Annotated in this window: 19 protein-coding genes; 5 read left to right on the forward strand and 14 right to left on the reverse strand. The window is 40.9% G+C overall.

Annotation, left to right across the window (positions count from 1 at the left end; genetic code table 11):
- Positions 1–9 precede the first annotated feature (9 nt).
- From cydX to cydC, 3 genes are read left to right on the forward strand one after another with little or no spacing between them, the layout of a single operon-like run.
- Complete coding sequence (gene cydX / locus CWB78_RS05250) at positions 10–174, forward strand: cytochrome bd-I oxidase subunit CydX (RefSeq protein WP_008110965.1); 165 nt, start codon at positions 10–12, stop codon at positions 172–174.
- Positions 164–1,939, forward strand: coding sequence for a thiol reductant ABC exporter subunit CydD (gene cydD, locus CWB78_RS05255; RefSeq protein WP_138594518.1), 1,776 nt, complete (start codon positions 164–166; stop codon positions 1,937–1,939). The genes cydX and cydD overlap by 11 nt, the downstream gene beginning before the upstream one ends.
- Positions 1,932–3,668 carry a thiol reductant ABC exporter subunit CydC gene (cydC, locus tag CWB78_RS05260; protein ID WP_138594520.1) on the forward strand — a complete coding sequence of 579 codons (1,737 nt, stop codon included), beginning with the start codon at positions 1,932–1,934 and terminating at the stop codon, positions 3,666–3,668. Before cydD ends, cydC begins: the two co-directional genes overlap by 8 nt.
- A gap of 12 nt (positions 3,669–3,680) precedes the next feature.
- On the opposite strand, the gene CWB78_RS05265 is transcribed toward cydC, so the two are convergent.
- The 14 genes from CWB78_RS05265 to rpsB all read right to left on the reverse strand — a co-directional run bounded on the left by CWB78_RS05265 (position 3,681) and on the right by rpsB (position 17,241).
- Positions 3,681–4,073, reverse strand: a complete 393-nt coding sequence (locus CWB78_RS05265) for a septal ring lytic transglycosylase RlpA family protein (RefSeq protein WP_138594522.1) — start codon at positions 4,071–4,073, stop codon at positions 3,681–3,683.
- 136 nt (positions 4,074–4,209) lie between these two features.
- Positions 4,210–4,980, reverse strand: a complete 771-nt coding sequence (gene lpxA, locus CWB78_RS05270) for an acyl-ACP--UDP-N-acetylglucosamine O-acyltransferase (RefSeq protein ID WP_008110972.1) — start codon at positions 4,978–4,980, stop codon at positions 4,210–4,212.
- 2 nt (positions 4,981–4,982) lie between these two features.
- Positions 4,983–5,435: a 3-hydroxyacyl-ACP dehydratase FabZ gene (gene fabZ, locus CWB78_RS05275; protein ID WP_008110974.1), complete on the reverse strand. Its 453-nt coding sequence runs from the start codon at positions 5,433–5,435 to the stop codon at positions 4,983–4,985.
- A 27-nt stretch (positions 5,436–5,462) separates the two neighbouring features.
- Positions 5,463–6,485: a UDP-3-O-(3-hydroxymyristoyl)glucosamine N-acyltransferase gene (gene lpxD, locus CWB78_RS05280; protein WP_138594524.1), complete on the reverse strand. Its 1,023-nt coding sequence runs from the start codon at positions 6,483–6,485 to the stop codon at positions 5,463–5,465.
- Positions 6,486–6,492: 7 nt separating this feature from the next.
- On the reverse strand, positions 6,493–7,011 hold the full coding sequence (locus tag CWB78_RS05285) for an OmpH/Skp family outer membrane protein (RefSeq protein WP_010388129.1): 519 nt from the start codon (positions 7,009–7,011) through the stop codon (positions 6,493–6,495).
- An 11-nt stretch (positions 7,012–7,022) separates the two neighbouring features.
- Positions 7,023–9,494, reverse strand: coding sequence for an outer membrane protein assembly factor BamA (gene bamA / locus CWB78_RS05290; RefSeq protein ID WP_138594526.1), 2,472 nt, complete (start codon positions 9,492–9,494; stop codon positions 7,023–7,025).
- A 105-nt stretch (positions 9,495–9,599) separates the two neighbouring features.
- On the reverse strand, positions 9,600–10,952 hold the full coding sequence (gene rseP / locus CWB78_RS05295; protein WP_138594528.1) for a sigma E protease regulator RseP: 1,353 nt from the start codon (positions 10,950–10,952) through the stop codon (positions 9,600–9,602).
- 1 nt (position 10,953) lies between these two features.
- Positions 10,954–12,156, reverse strand: a complete 1,203-nt coding sequence (ispC, locus tag CWB78_RS05300; protein WP_041709713.1) for a 1-deoxy-D-xylulose-5-phosphate reductoisomerase — start codon at positions 12,154–12,156, stop codon at positions 10,954–10,956.
- A complete protein-coding gene (locus CWB78_RS05305) occupies positions 12,153–13,019 on the reverse strand; it encodes a phosphatidate cytidylyltransferase (RefSeq protein ID WP_055012767.1) in 867 nt (288 codons plus the stop codon). The genes ispC and CWB78_RS05305 overlap by 4 nt, the downstream gene beginning before the upstream one ends.
- 21 nt (positions 13,020–13,040) lie before the next feature.
- Positions 13,041–13,820, reverse strand: a complete 780-nt coding sequence (gene uppS, locus CWB78_RS05310) for an undecaprenyl pyrophosphate synthase (RefSeq protein ID WP_010388117.1) — start codon at positions 13,818–13,820, stop codon at positions 13,041–13,043.
- 256 nt (positions 13,821–14,076) lie between these two features.
- Positions 14,077–14,598 (reverse strand): ribosome recycling factor, encoded by a 522-nt coding sequence (gene frr / locus CWB78_RS05315; protein WP_218651693.1) that lies wholly within the window; start codon positions 14,596–14,598, stop codon positions 14,077–14,079.
- Positions 14,599–14,648: 50 nt separating this feature from the next.
- Positions 14,649–15,398, reverse strand: a complete 750-nt coding sequence (gene pyrH, locus CWB78_RS05320; RefSeq protein WP_016899281.1) for a UMP kinase — start codon at positions 15,396–15,398, stop codon at positions 14,649–14,651.
- Positions 15,399–15,556: 158 nt separating this feature from the next.
- On the reverse strand, positions 15,557–16,408 hold the full coding sequence (gene tsf / locus CWB78_RS05325; RefSeq protein WP_010388114.1) for a translation elongation factor Ts: 852 nt from the start codon (positions 16,406–16,408) through the stop codon (positions 15,557–15,559).
- A 104-nt stretch (positions 16,409–16,512) separates the two neighbouring features.
- Positions 16,513–17,241 carry a 30S ribosomal protein S2 gene (gene rpsB, locus CWB78_RS05330; protein WP_008110990.1) on the reverse strand — a complete coding sequence of 243 codons (729 nt, stop codon included), beginning with the start codon at positions 17,239–17,241 and terminating at the stop codon, positions 16,513–16,515.
- Between the two features lie 272 nt (positions 17,242–17,513).
- On the opposite strand from rpsB, the gene map reads away from it, so the two are divergent.
- Both map and glnD read left to right on the forward strand, forming a co-directional pair.
- Positions 17,514–18,299, forward strand: coding sequence for a type I methionyl aminopeptidase (gene map, locus CWB78_RS05335; protein WP_138594530.1), 786 nt, complete (start codon positions 17,514–17,516; stop codon positions 18,297–18,299).
- Between the two features lie 149 nt (positions 18,300–18,448).
- Positions 18,449–21,067 (forward strand): [protein-PII] uridylyltransferase, encoded by a 2,619-nt coding sequence (gene glnD, locus CWB78_RS05340; RefSeq protein WP_010388109.1) that lies wholly within the window; start codon positions 18,449–18,451, stop codon positions 21,065–21,067.
- The last annotated feature ends 5 nt before the right edge of the window (positions 21,068–21,072 follow it).

The raw sequence follows: 21,072 nt of genomic DNA on the forward strand, positions 1-21,072 counted from the left end.
GACTAAATTATGTGGTATTTCGCGTGGATTTTAGGTGTACTGCTTGCTTGTACCTTAGGCGTTATAAACGTGATGTGGTATGAATTTCATCAAAATAAAAATAGCATTGCTGATGATGAACAAGCCACCCATGATTTATTAAACGAGCATAATACAAATCACAATGACGACTAATCCCCGACCAAATCGCGCGCAGCAACAACCCCTGCGCGCTTTTTTAAAGCAGCAGAGTAAACCGGCGGCAATGTGGTTAAAGCTAAGTATTGCACTTGGAACAGTTAATGCAATTTTAATGATTGCAGGTGCGTATCTACTCGCGCAAACCATTAATGAGGTGATGTTTGAAGGGCATAGTTTAGCCCAAGTAACCCACTATTTATGGCCTTTAGCGGGTATTATTTTACTGCGCGCCATTTTCTTAGCACTCAGCGAGCGATTAAGCGCATTTGCTACGCTTAAAATTAAATCGGCTATTCGCCAAACCTTACTCGATAAACTCACACAACTCGGCCCAAGTTATATAGAGCAACATGGCCAAGGTGCAACACTTAACACGCTGCATAATGGTGTTGAGGCACTACATGACTACTATGCAAAGTACTTACCTGGGGTCGCCTACAGTGCCCTTATTCCTATTGCAATATTAGTGGTTATATTTCCGACCGATTATAAAGCAGGACTGATATTTTTATTAACTGCACCACTTATTCCATTTTTTATGATTTTAGTTGGCCACAAAGCAGAGGCGCTTAATCAAAAACGTTGGCAACAACTGGCAGTATTAGGTAACTACTTTTTTGATCGCGTACAAGGGCTTACTCAACTAAAACTATTTAATGCCACACGCAAAGAACTCAAACAAATCGCGCGTATTTCCGATGACTTTAGACACGCAACGCTAAACGTGTTAAAAATTGCTTTTTTATCCTCTTTTGCTCTGGAGTTTTTAGCCACAATTAGTGTGGCACTGGTAGCGGTAATTATTGGCTTTAGATTATTTTTTGGCACCCTAGATTTTGCTACTGGCTTTGTAGTGCTGTTACTAGCACCTGAATTTTATTTACCCCTTCGCCAATTAGGCAGCCATTACCATGCACGCCTGCAGGGAATTAGTGCTGCTGCAGATATGTTGATTATTTTAAATGCACCACTGCCCGAAAATGATGATAGCCACACAGCAAAGATCAATGTTAATGCTAGTAGAACTATAAGCATCCATGAGCTCAACTTTAGTTACCCTAATAGCAATGAGGGAATAAATAATATTAATTTAACCCTGCCAAGCACAGGACTAGTAGCCATTGTCGGAGCTAGCGGCTCAGGTAAGAGCACCCTACTTGATTGCATGCTTGGTTTTCACCCAGAAGTAATACAACATATATCCATTGACCAACAACCATTGACGACCGCGGATATAAGCCAATTACAACAAAACATTGCATGGATCCCACAAAAGCCAACCTTATTTTACGACACCCTAGCCGCCAACATAAAATTAGGTAACCCAGACGCTTCATATGAAGCACTTGTACATGCTGCAGAGCAAGCAGGTGCGCTGGAATTTATTAACGAGCTACCCGATGGCTTTAACACCTTAATAGGTGAGCAAGGTGAAGGGCTATCTGGCGGGCAAAAACAGCGTATAGCATTAGCTCGTGCATTTTTAAAACACTCCCCTATTCTAATGCTCGATGAGCCAACCGCTCATTTAGATAGTCAAACCGAGCAACTCATTCAAAACGCTATTGCTGAGTATGCAAAAAACCACTTGGTGATCACCATCGCACATCGCTTAAATACAGTAAAAAATGCTAAGCAACTTATCGTTATGGAAAACGGCTGCATCGTTCAACAAGGCGATTTTAAAGCGCTCAGCCAGCAATCTGGCGAATTTGCAAAGCTACTGCAAACAGCAGAACAAGGGGTAACTAATGGCTAATTTTATTCGTTTACTCAAATTGTGCCGCCCTCATTATAAAGCGATGCTTTTAGGGACGTTTCTAGCGTCACTCACGGTGCTAGCTAATGTAGGCTTACTCGCTATTTCAGGCTGGTTTTTAGCTTCTATGGCAGCCGCAGGAATTGCCGGCGTCCATATGAACTACTTTACCCCAGCTGGCACCATTCGCTTTTTAGCGATTGTGCGCACCGCCTCACGTTACGCTGAACGCTTAGTTACTCACAACGCCACATTTTTATTGTTAAGTGAAATACGAGTAAACATGTTCGCCACTCTCAGCAAGCTCAATAACCTTGATTTAGCTATGAGCCGCAGTGCCGATTTAGTTAATCGCTTGCAAAACGATGTAGACGCATTAGATAAGTTTTATTTAAATGTGTTGCTGCCGATGTTAGTAGCTTTACTGACTGTGCCTATTATTATGCTGTTTATGTCAGCCTACAATGTAAATGTCGCCCTTATTTGTTTTGTTGGCATTATTATTATTGGGGTGATTATACCGGCAATATTAAGTAAGCAATTAGATAAAAATAGTCACCAAGAAACCTTACTTAGTGCACAACTTAGAGCAGAGCTGTCAGACACTCTTACGGGCCTTAGAGAACTAAATATTTATCAAGCTCGAAACCAACAACTCACTAAGTGTGATCTGTTAAGTGAGCAGTATAATCAGCAATTATTTATTCGTCATAAGGCTCTTGGAAACGCTGATGGCTTAAGCTTACTCATAGTGCAATTAGCTATGCTTTCCAGCATTGTTACTATTGTGCCGCTAGTGTTTAGCGGTGCTATGGTCAATGTAGAGCTGGCGATGTTGAGCCTGTTTGTGCTTGCCAGTTTTGAAAGCGTATTGTTACTGCCTAACGCCTTTATTGAGCTTCCTAATGTACTAAAAGCAGCTGAGCGACTCTTTATTCTTGAAGACAAAACGCTTAGCACAAACAATGTATCAACCACAGATATTGAGCTATTAAATAAGCACTGGGCTTTGTCGTTAAATAATGTCAGCTATCACTATGGCCAAAAGCAGGCATTAAATAATGTGAGTTTTGAGCTCCCCGCGAAGCAAAAAGTGGCTATTGTTGGTAGAAGCGGCAGTGGTAAAACTACCTTAGTGAATTTGCTCAGTAGTTTATGGCCACTGCAGCAAGGAACAATAAACTTACAAAGCGACAAAGAAATCATAAGCCTGCATGATTTAAATAATGAGAGTCGTGCAAAGACATTAAATATTTTAGCTCAGCAGCATCATATTTTTGATGGCACATTAAGCGAAAACCTTGCTTATGCAGCTCCCGATGCAACCTCGCAACAAATGATAGCAGCATTAACACAGGCAGAACTTGGTGGTTGGTTCTCTGAGCTCAAACAAGGGCTGAAAACCCGTTTAGGTACCGGCGGGCGAAATGTGTCTCAAGGTCAATCAAGACGTATAGCCTTGGCACAGGCCCTGCTGCAAAAACCCGCCATTTTAGTACTCGATGAACCGACTGAAGGGCTCGATAATATCTCTAAACAAGCTGTTATGAACAGTGTTTTACAACTGAAAGAGCACGCCAGTGTATTAACAATTACTCATGATCCAGCGTTGTTATCGCAAATGGATAGTGTCATCTGGTTAGATAGCGGACAAATCATCGCTCAAGGTTCACATCAACAATTGCTCAATAAACACCCTGACTATGTGGCGTTAACAACCCGCTTTTAGCCCTTAGCAGTATTACTTATTATCAATAACGGTGACCGATACATCAATAACGCCGACTTTAGGGTCGGCTATTTTTTTAAACATCGCCTTAGATAAATCTATAATTCGCCCCCGAATATAAGGACCCCTGTCGTTAATTCTGACCACCACTGACTTATTATTAGCGATATTAGTAACTTTTACTCGTGTACCAAACGGGAGTTTTAAGTGAGCAGCTGTTGCTGTTTGTTGGCTAAATCGCTCGCCACTGGCAGTAGTTCGGCCGTGGTATTTATCAGCATAAAATGATGCTTTACCTTGCTCGGCAGCATTACGTTGTTGATTATTTATATTACTTGGCGCAGTACTACAGGCGGTCAAAATCACTAATAATACTGAAATAAATACGAATTTTATCAGTTTCATTATTTATACTTTATTGAAAAATGTAGAGGGAGTGTAATAGGACGATACTGAGTAGAGACTGAATTATTAATCAACTAATAAAAAACCACCTTGATTGCTCAAAGGTGGTTTTTTATATCTATTAAAATGCTCTGTATTAACGCACGATACCGCGTTCTGAGCTTTTAACGAAATCAATCATCAATTGCACAGCTGGAAACTTTGCAGCATCTTCAGCAAGTAATTCAATCGCTTCATCAACACCTAAGCTCTTGCGGTAAAACGCTTTATAAGCGCGGCGTACTGCCATGATTTCATCACTTTCAAAACCACGGCGTTTCATGCCTTCAGTATTGATTGCTGCAGGGCCTGCTGGCATACCAATGGTGGTAACAAATGGAGGTACGTCTTTGTTTACCCCCGAATACATACCAACAAATGCATGCGCACCAATTTTACAAAATTGATGAACACCTGAGTTACCCGCTAAAATAACCCAATCACCAACATGAACGTGACCCGCTACACTGGCATTATTTGCAAAAATAACGTTATCGCCAATTACCGCATCGTGTGCAACGTGGGTGTAAGCCATAAATAAGTTATTGCTGCCTATTTTGGTAACACCTTCATCTTGAATTGTACCGCGGTGGATAGTCGCACATTCACGAATCACATTATTGTCGCCAATAATTAAACTGGTTGGTTCGTTGTTATATTTTTTGTCTTGGCAGGCTTCGCCCACAGAGGCAAACTGAAAAATATGGTTACCAGAGCCAATAGTAGCAGGCCCTTTAACAACAACGTGAGACTCAATAATGCAGTCATCACCAATAACAACATCATTACCGATGTAACTATATGGTCCAACTGACACATTGTTACCAAGTTTTGCACCCGGTTCGATTATTGCCGTAGCATGGATCACAATTAAAACTCTCTTCTAGCACACATGATTTCGGCGCTACACACTGTTTTGCCGTCAACTTTAGCTTCAGCCGCAAATTTCCATATGTTACGACGCTCTTTTAAAAACTTAACATGAAGATGCATGGTATCACCTGGCACAACTGGCTGCTTAAAACGCGCGTTGTCTACAGCTGCAAATAGGTAAAGTTCGTTTTCGCTACGATTTTCAACCGTTTTAAACCCTAATAAACCCGTTGCCTGCGCCATTGACTCTAATATTAGCACACCAGGAAAAATCGGCTGATTTGGGAAGTGGCCAGTAAAAATAGGTTCATTAATCGATACATTTTTAATTGCATGCAATGATTCACCTGGGGTGAAATCGATTACACGATCAATTAGTAGCATCGGGTAACGGTGCGGTAATAAACTTAAAATTTCTTGAATATCAAGGCTATTTAATTCGTTTGCCAAAATAGCATCCTTTTTAGTGTTCAACGATCATGACTTGTTCAATGCTTCAAGCGCTTTTAGACGTGATTTCATGTCTGAAAGGTTGCGCAAATGAGCAATTGATTTTCGCCATTCTTTGTTAGTCGTATGAGGCATACCAGATGAGTAAATACCTGGTTCGGTGATTGATTTGGTCACCATACTCATGCCGGTAATTATAACACCATCACACACAGACATGTGACCGTTAATTGCGCTCATGCCGCCAATCTGGCAATTTTTACCTATGGTGACACTGCCTGCAAGTACAGTACAACCGGCAATAGCGGTGCCTGAGTTAACTTCAACGTTGTGTGCTATTTGACACTGGTTATCAATAATAACGTTACTGTGGATAATAGTATCATCAAGCGCACCACGATCTATCGTGGTACTTGCGCCAATTTCTACTTTATCGCCAATGATCACAGAGCCTAATTGTGGAATTTTAAGCCACTGACCACGTTCATTTGCATAGCCAAAGCCATCACTACCAATGACAGTATTAGCTTGCAATAAACAATCTGCGCCAATCTCAACATCATGATAAATGCTCACACTTGGCCAAAGTTTGGTGCCTGAGCCTATTTTAGCACGTTCACCAATAAAACTGTTCGGACCAATTTGGGCGTTATCACCAATTACAGCATCAGCTTCAATTACAACATTAGCACCAATGGCTGCACTTTTGCTCACTTGTGCACTGGCATGTATTAACGCACTCGGGTGTATACCACTATTTGCACTACGAGGTGTAGTATCCATAAACTGAGCGAGTTTGGCATAACAAACATAAGGATTGGCAACGATGATTTTATTGCCTGAAAAGTAAGGCGCATCGTCAGGGCTGAGTATCACTGCACTGGCCTTTGTTGTCTCAAGCTGAGATCGATATTTCTTGTTCGCTAAAAATGCAATATGCCCAGTATGGGCATTTGCAAGTGTCGCTATTTTTTTAATTTCTAAAGCGCCATCACCTTGAAGCTCGGCGCCTAGAAGTTCCGCAATTTGCGAAAGCGTATAATTTTGCATAGATTAATTATTTCTTACTTACAGCTGTTACTACTTTTTCAGAAAGATCAGTTACTTCTTTAGGATTAAAGTAAATAGTTGTGTCTTTTACTTTAACTTCGTCGAAGTCACCTTTTTTAGCAATCTCTTGGATAGTTTCAATGATTAAAGTCTGAACTTTAGCCAACTCCTGATTTTGACGTGCTTTAATTTCTTGCTCTAACGGACGGCCCTTTTCAGCAAGGTTTTTTTGCATACCCTGGATTTTATCACGTAATGCGTCTTTTTGATCTTGACTCATTGTGGTGCTTTCACGCTTAAACTTTTCAGCTTCAAAGCGAATATCGCCCTGTAACTTTTCAAGCTCTTGACGACGCTCAGCAAATTCAGTTTGTAAAGACTGTTCGATTTTAGCCATTTGCGGAAGCTGCTTGTAGATTTCTTGCATATCTACAATACCCACTTTATGAGCAAAAGCATTAACTGATGTACCCATCATAAGTGTAGCTAGAACTGCAACTGCTGTTGATTTGAATAATTTTTTCACAAAAAACTCCTTTAGAAAGTGTTACTAATATTAAAACTGATGGTCTTGGTATCGTCATCTTCTTCTTTTTGCAACGGATACGCAAAGCTGATCAGCATAGGACCCATAGGTGAGATCCATTGTAATGATAAACCGGTTGCAACCCTAAAGCGCATTGGGTCTGAGTAGTCATCTAATTTTGCACGCTCATCAATACCTAAGTTTTGATAACGATCAACGTTAAACTCGGTATCCCAAACGTTGGCAGCATCAACAAAGAAACTAGTACGTACCGAACTGGTATTTTCTTCATCTAAGAACGGTGTAGGAACAATAAGCTCCATACCTGCAACGGCTTTCGCGTTACCACCTATACGGCCTTGAGGTTGCAATACATCAAACTCAGATGCTCCACCAATATTACCTGTGGTTGTACCATCACCTGATGGCGTGCCTGGTATAGATTGTGGTATTCGTGATACTGCACGCGGTAAGATAGTATTTCTATCAAAGCCACGTAGTTCCATTTCTGTAATACGGAAATACTCTTGGAATGGAAGCGTCTGCTCATACCCATTAGTAGAGCCATAACCATTACCGTAACCTAATGCCGCACGCGTTGAGAACACCCAACGATGGTCGTTTGAAATCGGCCAGTAAAAACGTGAATCGTAATTTAATTTAAAGTATTTTAAATCTGAATTCGGCGTTGTAGCTGTTAAGTTCAATGTTTGTCTTGAGCCAGCTGTTGGGAACAAACCACGGTTCACCGTTACACGCGACCAACCTACACTTAACTCATACTTGGTAAACTCAAAGCCCGCATCAGGGTTCTCTGGATCGAGGAAGGTTTCACGTAATACACGTGTTTGCTCATATTCAGCGATATCTGATAGTTCTTCTTCTATCCAACGAGCCCCAAAGTTAATACGATTTATAGCATCAATTGGAAAACCAATGTTAGTCCCAAGGCCATAACTTTTTGACTTATAGTCAATTAAGCTAAACTGGCTAGCATCGTAGTTACTGTAAAAAATGCTGCTGCCTTGCGATACTCCATCTGGCGTAAAGTAAGGGTCTGTGTACGACACACTGACACGCTCAGAGCCACGTGAGGTATTAATGTTAAAGCCAATTTGGTTACCTGTGCCTAAAAAGTTAGATTCAGTTACACCAATATTAAATTGCAGACCTAAGTACGAACCATAAGCAAGGCCGGCATTAAAGCTACCCGCAGATTGCTCTTTAACAGTAAAATCAACATCTACTTGGTCATCCACACCTGGAACAGGCACCACATTAAAGTCAACAGTTTCCATATAAGGCAAACGTTGAATTTGTAATTTAGAACGCTCAAGATTTTGGTTAGATAACCATGCACCTTCAAGCTGTGTCATTTCACGACGTAGTACTTCATCAGCTGTATTTTGGTTACCACCTACAATAATTCGACGAACATAAACACGTTTTCCAGGGTCAACCGACAAAGTTAGTTGTACTTCTTGGTTTTCGTCATCAATTTCTGGAATGGTGCGTACTTCAGCGTTAGCATATCCAAAACGAGCTAAGTAACTTTTTATAAACTCTTCTGAAGAAGTCACCACCGAGCCGTTATACAGCTCTCCGGTACGAAGTGGGATAACACTTTTGATTAGTTCTTCTCGGCCGAGTAAATCACCGATAAAATCAAAGCCTTTCACTTTGTATTTTACACCTTCGGTGATATTTGCCGTTACATAAACCGATTCACGTTCAGGACTAACTGATACTTGAGTTGAATCAATATTAAAACGCAAATAACCACGGTCTAAATAAAAGCTACGAATTTTTTCTAAATCGCCTTCAATGGTTTGTTTTTGATAGCGATCGCTACCCATAAACTGCCACCAAGGTAAATCTTGTTGCGACTCTGCAAGCTGAAGTAGCTCTTCGTTTGAAAAAAGTTCATTACCAACTAAGTTGATTTGACGAATAGAGGCTGCATCGCCCTCATCAAACTCGAGTCTCAATTTAACCCGGTTACGTGGCAGCTTAGTGATACTTATGTCCACTTTTGCATTGTATTTACCAATGCTGTGGAAAAACTCAACTAAGCCTTTTTCAATATTATCGATAACCGTTTTATCCAGCGGCTCGCCTTGACGAATATCTTGTTGATCAAGCGACTGGTTTAACTGCTCATCTTTAATGTCTTTATTGCCTTCAAATTCAATAAAGCTAATTGTTGGGCGTTCAGTTACTTTAAAAATAACGTTATTGCCATCACGCAACGCTTTTATATTGTCAAAGTGACCTGAGCGATAAAGTGACTTAATTGTTTTTGAAATTGTATATTCATCAACATTGTCGCCCACGTTGATAGGAATATGCGTTAATGCAGCACCAAGTGCGACACGTTGCAATCCTTCAACTTTTAAATCTTCAACAATAAAGGAGTTTTGGCCTAGGGCTGCAAAACTTGCACCCAATAAACTTGAAACTACCAAATGTTTTTTTATAGCCATTTTATTATCTTTATCCTTTACAACTGTATTACCGCTTAGCATCGAAAACTAAATAGTTACGAGCTTTACAATCGTGTTCTAATTTGTCGTCACCACGCTTAAATACTACAAGCGCGATACATCATTGAACAAAGCGAAACATGTTAGAAAAATGAGTAGCAAGGCTCCCACTTTAAAACCAAACTCTTGTGTCTTTTCAGAGACTGGTTTTTTACGAAAAAGTTCAATTATGTAATACATTAAGTGCCCACCATCAAGCACTGGCAGAGGAAGTAAATTAAATACTCCCAAATTAACGCTGATCAAAGCTAAAAAGCTTAAAAATGCGACTAATCCGTAACTAACACTTGTGCCGGCACCGACTGCAATGCCGACGGGCCCACTTAAATTTTTTACTGATACTTGACCAGTAATTAAGTTACCTATCATGTCAAAACTCAGCGTAATTAAACGCCATGTTTCTTTTGTGCCCAGCACAATACTATCTAGTGGCCCATAATGTCTAGTCTCAACAAAATCATCAGGCCACTGCTCTACAACCGGAGCAACACCTAAAAAGCCTTGTTCAACACCATTACTGACAACTCGGCTGTTTGGGGTCACTATTATTGTTTTTATACTATCTTGTCTTTTTACACTAAATTGTAAGGATTTGTTAGCCGATTGAGTAATAAGATTAACTAATTGCTGCCAACTGCTCATTGTTTCGCCGTTTACAGCCAGAATAATGTCGTTAACCTGTAAATTTGCCTGTTCAGCAGCAGAGTCTTTAGTAATCGCCGCAATAGTGAGTGTTGCTTGAGGGCGAAACGGCACAATCCCCAACGAGCTCAATGGCGGTACATCTTGCTGATCAAGCTTCCAACCATCGAGGTTGAGAATTTGCGTTGTTTGTTGATAATTTTCATTACGTAAAGTAACGGCAACACTTTTATCACCCAAGTGCGACATCAAAGAAAAAGTCGCATCTTGCCAATTAGTAATATCGTCATCACCAATTTTAATTATTTGCTGAGTAGACGTAATGCCTGCTTGTTCTGCTCTACTGCCTTCAACAACATTACCTACAACCGGTTTTATGGTTTGCACACCCACCATATACATGGCCGCTAAAGCAAAAATAGCAAATAAAAAGTTCGCCATAGGCCCAGCAGCCACAATAGCTATTCGCGCTTGAACAGATTTAGCATTAAACGATAAATGACGTTGATTTGCGGGTACTTCATCAACACGCTCGTCTAACATTTTTACGTAACCACCGAGTGGGATTGCCGCGATCACGTATTCAGTATTGTATTTATCGTGCCATTTTAATAAAGGTTTACCAAAACCAATTGAAAAGCGCAGTACCTTAACGCCCGCCTTACGAGCCACCCAAAAATGACCGTATTCGTGAACGGTCACTAAAATTCCGAGTGCGAGTATAAATGAGCCTAAATTCCAAAAAAAATCGAACATTTTAATGCACCACTTTGGTTATAAACTGCGCTGCGCTCAAACGTGCTAAACGATCACACTCTAAAATTTCATCAAGCGTTTGCACATTGGTGAACTTTGCAGCCTCTAACGTTTTCGCATTCACTTTATAAATATCGGTAAAACTAATTTGTCCCTGCAAAAATGCATTTACAGCCATTTCATTAGCCGCATTCACCGTAGTAGTTGCACCCTGTCCCGCATCACACGCAGCAATTGCTAATTTTAAATTAGGGTAACGAGAAAAGTCAGGTTTAGTGAACGAAAAATCACAAATATCAGAAAAATTTAACGGTTTAACACCCGCATCAATTCGCTGTGGAAAGGCAAGCGCATGTGCTATAGGGGTGCGCATATCGGGGTTTCCCATTTGCGCTAAAATAGAACCATCTTGGTATTGCACCATAGAGTGGATAATACTTTGTGGGTGAATCACCACATCAATATCGCTGGCATCACAGTTAAATAACCATTTAGCCTCAATAAACTCTAAGCCCTTGTTCATCATTGTGGCTGAGTCTACTGATATTTTTTGTCCCATAGACCAATTAGGGTGAGCAACCGCTTCACTGACACTAACGCTATCAAGCGTATTAATATCACGGTTTAAAAATGGGCCACCAGAGCCAGTTAATAAAATTTTGCTAACGCCATGCTGCTCAAGCCGTGCTTGTCCTTGGGTGTTTTGTAACGTACTAGGTAAACACTGAAAAATAGCATTATGTTCGCTGTCGATGGGTAATAAAGTTGCTTGATGTTGTTTCACTTTATCAATAAACAACTGACCCGACATCACCAATGACTCTTTGTTTGCCAGCAGTACTTTTTTTCCTGCTTCAACTGCGCTCAAGGTAGGCAGTAACCCAGCTGCACCAACGATAGCTGACATCACAGTATCAACATCAACATGCGCACAAAGCTCACTCATGGCTTTCTCGCCATGCATTACTTGTGTTTTACACATGCCTTTTAAAAGTTCACTAAGCTGCTTAGCGGCTTGCTCTGAAGCCATAACAGCATAGCGAGGTTGATGAGCAAGACACAACTCAGCCATTTTCTTTGCATTTTGCCCTGCGGCCAATGCGAACACCTTGAACTGCTGTTGATTTCTTGCAACAACATCTAACGTGCTAAGACCTATAGACCCCGTTGCACCCAAAATAACCAGTTGTTGCACTACACTCATAAACTCAGTGTCCAGGCAAAGCAAATAACAAACATCGGCGCTGCTGCAGTTAAGCTATCAATACGGTCTAAAATACCGCCGTGCCCAGGTAGGCAACTGCCGCTATCTTTAAGACCCGCTTCACGTTTAAACATACTCTCGAGTAAATCACCTACCGCAGAGAACAAAGCAATAAATGCTGTCATTACTGCATAAATTGGCCACACAGAAGTATCAACGTTAGTGTAAAAACAAAAAGCCAATACAAATAACACCGCAGCAACCACGCCACCGGCGAGGCCTTCTATGGTTTTATTTGGACTAACTTTAGGCATTAACTTATGTTTACCGAAACTTTTACCGGTAAAGTAAGCGCCAATATCGGCACTCCATACAATACCTAGAACCACTAAAATCAGCATAGAACCATAGTGTGTTGATTCTGTATATTGCGCACTTCGAAGGGTGTTAAGCGCAAGCCACAGTGGTACCAATGTCAGTAAACCTGCAATACCGCGCATCACGAGCCCTTCATTCCAGCCTTTAGCCATAGCGGGGTAACGCCACACTAAATAACTTGCAACTAACCACCATGAAAACGATAAGGTAAATAAGTAATTGGCATCACCTACAAGCTTGCCGTTCTGCCATAGAGTTTCTATCGGCCAATGTAAATTAAGTAAACCGAGTAATACTGCAACTAACAATACAAACGCACCGCGCTTTAGTTTATCGCATAGCCCCATAAAAGCAGACCATTCCCATGCGCCCATTAATACAATAGCACCCGCAAAATAACTAAATAACGTTAGTGGGGTGTAAAAAACCAAAGCCAGTGCTAATGGTGCTAGCACTAGTGAGGTTAAAATACGTTGTTTTAACAAAATGATGACCCTTAATCTATTTTAGGTTTGAGCGAGTAATTGTTTTATTTGTTCGCCCGTGCAACCAAAACGTCGCTCTCTGGCAACGTAACATGCGATGGCCTCTGCAAAAGCAGCTTCGTTAAAGTCAGGCCAAAGTGTATTGGTAAAATAAAGTTCAGCGTAGGCTGCCTGCCAAAGTAAAAAATTACTAATTCTGACATCGCCACCAGTACGGATCAATAAATCTGGCTGTGCCTGATCTGCCATACTCATATGCTGTGCAATATGTTCTTCTGTAATGTCTGCGGGATCAAGTTCCCCATTTGCTACTTGTAAAGCAACCTGCTTAGCAGCATGAGTCATATCCCAGCGACCACCGTAATTTGCCGCTACATTTAAGTGCAGACCGGTGTTATTCGCTGTTAGTTCTTGCGCAGTATGTACTTTCGCACGCAAGCTTTCAGAGAATCGAGATAAATCTCCAATGATGGTTAGTTTTACGTTATTTTTATGCAGCTTTTTAACTTCTTTACTTAGTACAAATAAAAAAAGCTCCATTAATGTATTTACTTCGTCTTCAGGGCGGCGCCAGTTTTCACTACTAAAAGCAAATAAGGTTAACGATTGTATCCCTAATTTAGTACAAAACTGCACAGATTGACGAACTGCATCCACGCCTTTTTTATGCCCATATACACGAGGCCTATTTCTGGCTTGTGCCCAACGCCCGTTTCCATCCATGATGATGGCAACATGTTTAGGCAAACATTGCTGTGAAATTGTATCAGCGTCTAGAACCATAAATTTTGTGTATTCCATAAAAAAACGCCGCCTAGTATACCCCAGACGGCGTTTCAAAACTAATAAATTTAACCTGTACCCGTGATAATAAATCTACTTTAAGCAAATAATTATACAGCTAACAACCTTGTATTTACTGATAATCGAGCCACTAGTAAAGAGAAAATACATTCTGTTACTCTTTAAAATCACACAATTAAAGTAAAGTGCGAATACTTGTGAAAAGCGGCTTAATTATTTAGCTAAAGCTGTTTGCCTAGGTCTAGAACAGTTATTAGATTTCCATCAACTCAGCTTCTTTCGCTGTTAATTGTGTATCCATTTCTTTAATAAACTTATCAGTGATTTTTTGAATTGCATCTTCACCTTGACGTGCTTCGTCTTCAGAGATGTCTTTATCTTTTAATAAGTTTTTAATATCGCCATTTGCATCACGACGAATATTACGAATAGCAACACGTCCGCCTTCTACTTCGCCACGTACGATTTTAATTAAATCTTTACGACGTTCTTCAGTCAATGGAGGAAGAGGTACACGAATAACTGTGCCTGCAGACATTGGGTTTAAACCAAGGTCAGAAGCCATAATAGCTTTTTCAACAGCTTGCGCTAAAGACTTATCAAATACACCAATAGCCAGTGTGCGTGAATCTTCAATAGTTACATTTGCAACTTGGTTTAACGGTGTTGGAGCGCCGTAGTACGACACCATAATGCCGTCTAAAATTGCAGGATGAGCACGGCCAGTACGAATTTTAGATAATTGACTACCAAGTGCTGCTACACTTTTTTGCATGCGCTCTTGCGCATCTTTTTGAATATCGTTAATCACGGTTTAATCCTAATCTAGTTACTAACTTCATCTGAGGCTTGTGAAGAAATAAGGGTTCCTTCTTCTTCACCCATTATTACGCGTTTTAATGCGCCTGATTTATTCATATTAAATACGCTCAATGGCATATTATGGTCGCGAGCAAGAGTAAATGCCGCTAAATCCATTACTTTTAATTCTTTATCAATAATTTCATTGTAGCTTAAGTGACGGTAAAGTGTCGCATCAGGGTTTTTCACCGGATCATCACTAAATACACCGTCTACTTTGGTCGCTTTAATTACCGTATCAGCTTCAATCTCAATGCCGCGTAAACACGCTGCAGAGTCAGTAGTGAAGAACGGGTTACCTGTGCCAGCGGCAAAAATAACAACGCGACCTGTTTTCAACAAGCTAATAGCTTCAGCCCAGTTATAGGCATCACATACGCCATTTAATGGGATAGCTGACATTAAGCGACAATTTACAAACGCACGGTGTAGCGCATCACGCATAGCTAGGCCGTTCATTACGGTTGCAAGCATCCCCATGTGGTCACCAACAACGCGATTCATGCCCGCTTCGGCTAATGAGCCACCGCGTAAAAAGTTACCGCCACCAATAACTAAACCCACTTCTACGTCGAGTTCTACGAGCTCTTTAATTTCTTGTGCCATACGATCTAAAACTTTAGGGTCGATGCCGAAGCCTTCGTCTCCCATTAAAGCTTCACCACTTAATTTGAGAAGAACACGTCTAAAAATAGGTTTGCGATTGATAGTCATAGTTTTGGGGCCAACTTTTATTGAATTATGGATAAAAAATAACCGCGCTTATGTTAAACATAAAAGCGCGGTTATTTTAAAGAATTTCTAAGCGTGACGCAAAAGCAAATAGTACTTTAATTGCATGTATTTTCCTTTTGCATCACAAATAGTATGTCTTACTGACCTTTAGCAGCTGCAATTTGAGCAGCAACTTCAGCAGCAAAATCTTCTTCTTTCTTCTCGATACCTGCACCAACTTCCATACGTACAAAGCCAGTAACTGTTGCGTTTTTCTCTTTAAGAATTTCGCCAACAGATTTTTTCGGTTCCATGATGAAAGCTTGACCAGTAAGAGAAACCTCACCAGTAAATTTCTTCATACGACCAACAACCATCTTCTCAGCGATTTCAGCAGGCTTGCCTTCGTTCATCGCGATGTCGATTTGTACTTGCTTTTCTTTTTCAACAACATCAGCAGGTACGTCATCTGGAGTTAGGTAGTCTGGGTTTGAAGCAGCAACGTGCATTGCAACGTGCTTAAGTGTTTCTTCATCAGCAACACCTGCAACAACAACACCAATACGCTCGCCGTGACGGTACTCAACTAGTTGTTCACCAGTGATGTACTGAAGACGACGTACATTGATGTTTTCACCAATTTTAGTTACTAGCTCAACACGATCTTCTTCGAACTTAGCTTGTAAGTCTTCGATAGATGTAGTGTCAGCGATAGCAGCATCTGCAACTTTGTTAGCAAATGCTAGGAAGCTTGCATCTTTAGCAACGAAGTCAGTTTGACAGTTAACTTCTACAAGTACTGCAACACCCGCGTTTTGCTTGATGATGATAGTACCTTCAGCAGCAATATTACCTGCTTTTTTAGCAGCCTTTGCAGCACCGCTCTTACGCATGTTTTCAATCGCTAACTCGATGTCACCATCAGTCTCAGTTAACGCTTTTTTACAATCCATCATGCCAGCGCCAGTACGCTCGCGTAATTCTTTAACTAGGGCAGTAGTTACAGCCATTAGTAAATCCTCAAATCTGAAATCAGGTTTAGATAAGCGGGTTACCCGCTCCACAAGAATAGCAAGTCTTCACCTTTAAAAGATGAAGACTTGATGACAGCTAATTACTCAGCTTCTACGAAGTCATCTTTTTCAGCTTGAGCAACGATGTTACTCTCACGGCCTTCAGTGATCGCAGCTGCAACAGCACTAGTGTAAAGGTTGATTGCACGGATAGCATCATCGTTACCAGGTACGATGTAATCAACACCGTCTGGGTTAGAGTTAGTATCAACGATTGCAACAACTGGGATACCTAGGTTGTTAGCTTCACGGATAGCAATGTGCTCGTGGTCAGCATCGATTACAAAGATAGCGTCTGGAAGGCCACCCATGTTTTTAATACCACCAAGGCTCTTTTCAAGCTTTTCCATTTCACGAGTAAGCATTAACGCTTCTTTCTTAGTTAACTTCTCGAAAGTACCGTCTTGGCTTTGAGCTTCAAGGTCTTTAAGACGCTTGATTGATTGACGAACTGTTTTCCAGTTAGTCAACATGCCGCCTAACCAACGGTGGTTAACGAAGAATTGATCGCTTTGTAAAGCAGCTTCTTTTACTGCTTCGCTTGCTGCGCGCTTAGTACCAACGAAAAGAACTTTACCTTTGTTTGCAGCAGCACCAGATAAAAACTTAAGTGCAGTGTTGAACATTGGTACAGTTTGCTCAAGGTTGATGATATGTACACGGTTACGTGCGCCGAAGATGAAAGGCTTCATCTTTGGGTTCCAGTAACGTGCTTGGTGACCGAAGTGAACACCAGCTTGAAGCATATCGCGCATTGAAACGTTTGCCATTTTGTAAATCCTCTAAGTTGTTTAGGGTTAGGCCTCCACATATCCCATAGCACCAACACCGCAGTTAAATGAAACTGAAATGCACCCAAGTGTATGTGACGATACGTGTGTGTGTTAAAATAAAATTGTGTTTGCCTTAAATACAAAAAATCATTTAAGAATTTATTTGTAAAAAGACGGCGCGCTTTATACCATATTAAAAATAAATACTCAACGTCTCGTGCAAAAATTGTGCGACGATAATCATCTAAAAACGCAACTTTGGAGCCTCAATGAGCGCTGTGATTAAGACCCCTGAAGAAATCGAGAAAATGCGTGTAGCCGGCCGTTTGGCTGCTGATGTGCTAGAAATGATCGAACCACATGTGGTACCAGGTATCACCACCGATGAGCTAAATACAATTTGTCATGATTATATTGTTAATGTGCAAGATGCCGTTCCTGCTCCTCTTAATTATCATGGTTTTCCAAAATCAATTTGTACCTCAGTAAATCATGTAATTTGTCACGGTATTCCGAACGACAAAGCATTAAAAGACGGTGACAGTGTAAATATTGACATCACCGTTATCAAAGATGGTTACCACGGTGACACATCAAAGATGTTTCATGTAGGCACGCCTAATATTCAAGGTAAACGCTTGGCAGAAGTTACTCAAGAAAGTCTTTACCTTGCCATTAAAATGGTAAAACCGGGTGTTCGCCTTGGTGATATTGGTGCCGCTATTCAAAAATATGCAGAGAGCTTTAACTACTCTATCGTACGTGAATACTGCGGCCATGGTATCGGCAGCGAGTTCCATGAAGAACCACAAGTAATGCATTACGGTAAAGCAGGTACTGGCGAAACATTAAAAGCAGGTATGTGTTTAACCATCGAACCTATGGTAAATGCGGGCAAACGCCAATGTAAATTACTTAAAGACGACTGGACTGTGGTAACAAAAGACCGTAGTTTATCAGCTCAGTGGGAACACACCTTACTTGTAACTGAAAATGGTGTTGAAATTTTAACACTACGATCAGATGATACAATCGATAGAGTTATCGAGCACTAATTAAGTGCGCGCTTAATCGCGATAGTAACAGATTTGCCGTATATCGCTTAAGCGGTTTGCTGTAAGGGGATAACATAAGTTATTGTCCTTACAGCAAATATATTATAAAAATAAATTTCAATGCAGTCCATATATAGGAGCCAGCCTAAGTGGCATTACCTAACAAAGTAAAAAAGTTGCTCAATGATGCTGAGCAATTAAGCGATTACCGTGATTGCTCCGCCTATTTCTATAAATGGTTGCATAATGAATTCTCAAAACAACCTGTTGGTAAATTAATTAATGCCCGTGCAGAATTTATTGACCGGCTGCTAATCAAACTTTTTCAGGTTTATGATTTAGCTCACGAACCAGACTTGGCTTTAATTGCAGTAGGTGGTTATGGTCGTGGCGAGCTACATCCCTACTCTGATATAGACTTTTTATTACTTGTTACGAAACAGCCTAATGATGATATTTGCGAAAAAATCGGCCAATTCGTTACTATGTTATGGGATCTTAATCTCGAGATAGGTCATAGTGTTCGTACTATTGAACAAGCCATAGATCAAAAACGTGAAGACGTTACCTTTGCCACCAGCTTATTAGAAAGCCGTCTTATTTTTGGCAATCATATTGAGTTTGAAAAACTCAAAAACCATATTATTGAAACACCAGTATGGGGCTCAGGTGAATTTTTTGTCGCAAAAGTACAAGAACAAAACCTGCGTCACAGAAAGTGCCACGGTACTGCCTACAATTTAGAACCAAATATAAAAGAAAACCCAGGGGGTCTTCGCGACCTGCAAACTATTATTTGGGTCGCTAAAAAGCACTTTAGGGCCGAAACTCTGCAAGAGCTAATTAGTCACGGCTACCTGACCCATGAGGAATATCAAGAGCTGTTAGAGTGTCTTGAAAATTTATGGAATATCCGCTTTGCGTTACATTTAGCTGCAGAACGTTCAGAAAACCGCTTATTGTTTGATCACCAACCCCAAGCTGCAGAAATTTTGGGCTTTGGTAGCGATGGTAAGGCCTCGGTTGAGCGCATGATGAAACGCTTATTCAGAATCATGAGCCGAGTACGTGAGCTTAACCAAATGTTGCTTTCGTACTTTGAGCAAAGTATTTCGCCAGACAGCAGTCAAGCTACCGTTGAAGAGCTTGATCGTAACTTTGAGCGCGTTGGCCATCAAATTCGGGTAAAAAGTCCGTCTGTATTCTTTAGACGCGATCAACTTTTTGTGTTGTTTGAGCATATTGCTGACCACCCTGAAATTACCCATATATACCCAAGCACAATTCGCACTATTCGCCAAGTTCGTCGCCGTTTATTAGGCGACCTACAAGACTACGCAGCCTGTCGAGAAGCTTTTTTACGAATCATAAAGCATCCTAATGGCATGGGACGTGCTTTTACGCTGATGCACAAACACGGCATGATTGCCGCCTATTTGCCGCAGTGGCGAAATATTTTTGGCCAAATGCAGTTTGATTTGTTTCATGCCTACACAGTTGATGAACACACCCACAAGCTGATCAATAATATTTATCAGTATTTTGATAAAACCGGGATTAGCGAATTCCCAATTTGCAGCGAAATCGTCACGCGTATGGATAAACCAGAGCTACTGTATTTAGCCGGTATTTTCCACGATATTGCTAAGGGCCGTGGGGGCGATCACTCTGAACTGGGCGCTGTTGATGCCATTGCTTTTTCTAAATTGCATGGTTTTGCATCATCAGATGGTAAGTTAATTTCTTGGCTTGTTAGTAACCACTTACTCATGTCGGTAACGGCGCAGCGTAAAGATATAAACGATCCAGACGTAATAAAAGATTTTGCATCGCGAGTAAAAACAGAGCGCCAGCTCGATTATCTCTATTGTTTAACCGTCGCCGATATACGCGCCACTAATGACAACTTGTGGAATGACTGGAAAAACACTCTACTACGCGAGCTTTACTTGCATACACAACGTGCTTTGCGCCTTGGCCTTGAAAATCCTATGGATCAACGCGACCAAATTCGAGATAAAAAGCATCAAGCTAAACAGCGCTTGATTAATTTGCATTACCATGAAGATCAAATTGACTTAATTTGGAGCCGCTTTAAAGCCAATTACTTTACCGCTTTTAGTGAGCAACAGATTTCGTGGCATACGGAGCATTTACTAAAATGCACCGATTTGAGCCTACCCAGTGTTATTGTCTCAAATAAAGCAATGCATGGCGGCACCCAAGTATTTGCATATAGTCCTTATTCAGGTGCGCTATTTGCTCGATTAGTCAGTGTTATTGGCTCTAAAAAAGCACAAATTCAACACGCCCAAGTACTGACCACCAAAGATGGCTACGTACTGTTCAACTTTGTTATTTTAGAAGTTAGCGGAGACCCAATTGCCAGTAGCCGTGCGCAATCGATTAAACGCGGATTAGAGCAAGCATTAAGTGATCCACGTAAAAAAATACGCTTTAAAAAGAGCCGTTCACAACGCTTTAAAGACTTTAATATTAAACCAAAAATTGTACTGCGCCCGCACCCTCGTAAGGACCGTAGTTTAATAGAAATTCAAGCGGTTGATATACCTGGGCTGTTAACTAAAATAGCCGAGGTTTTTCAAGCTTACTTACTCCACATACATGCCGCACGCATTACCACGGTAGGCGAGCGTGCAGAAGATTTCTTTGTGGTATCTAATAACGAATATCAATCGCTGACTGATGAAGAGCAAGCAAAAATTCATCAGGCATTACGTAAAAAACTCAACGCCGAAATTGAATAAGAGGA

Source organism: Pseudoalteromonas sp. S1612, from assembly GCF_005887175.1.
Lineage (GTDB): Bacteria > Pseudomonadota > Gammaproteobacteria > Enterobacterales > Alteromonadaceae > Pseudoalteromonas > Pseudoalteromonas undina.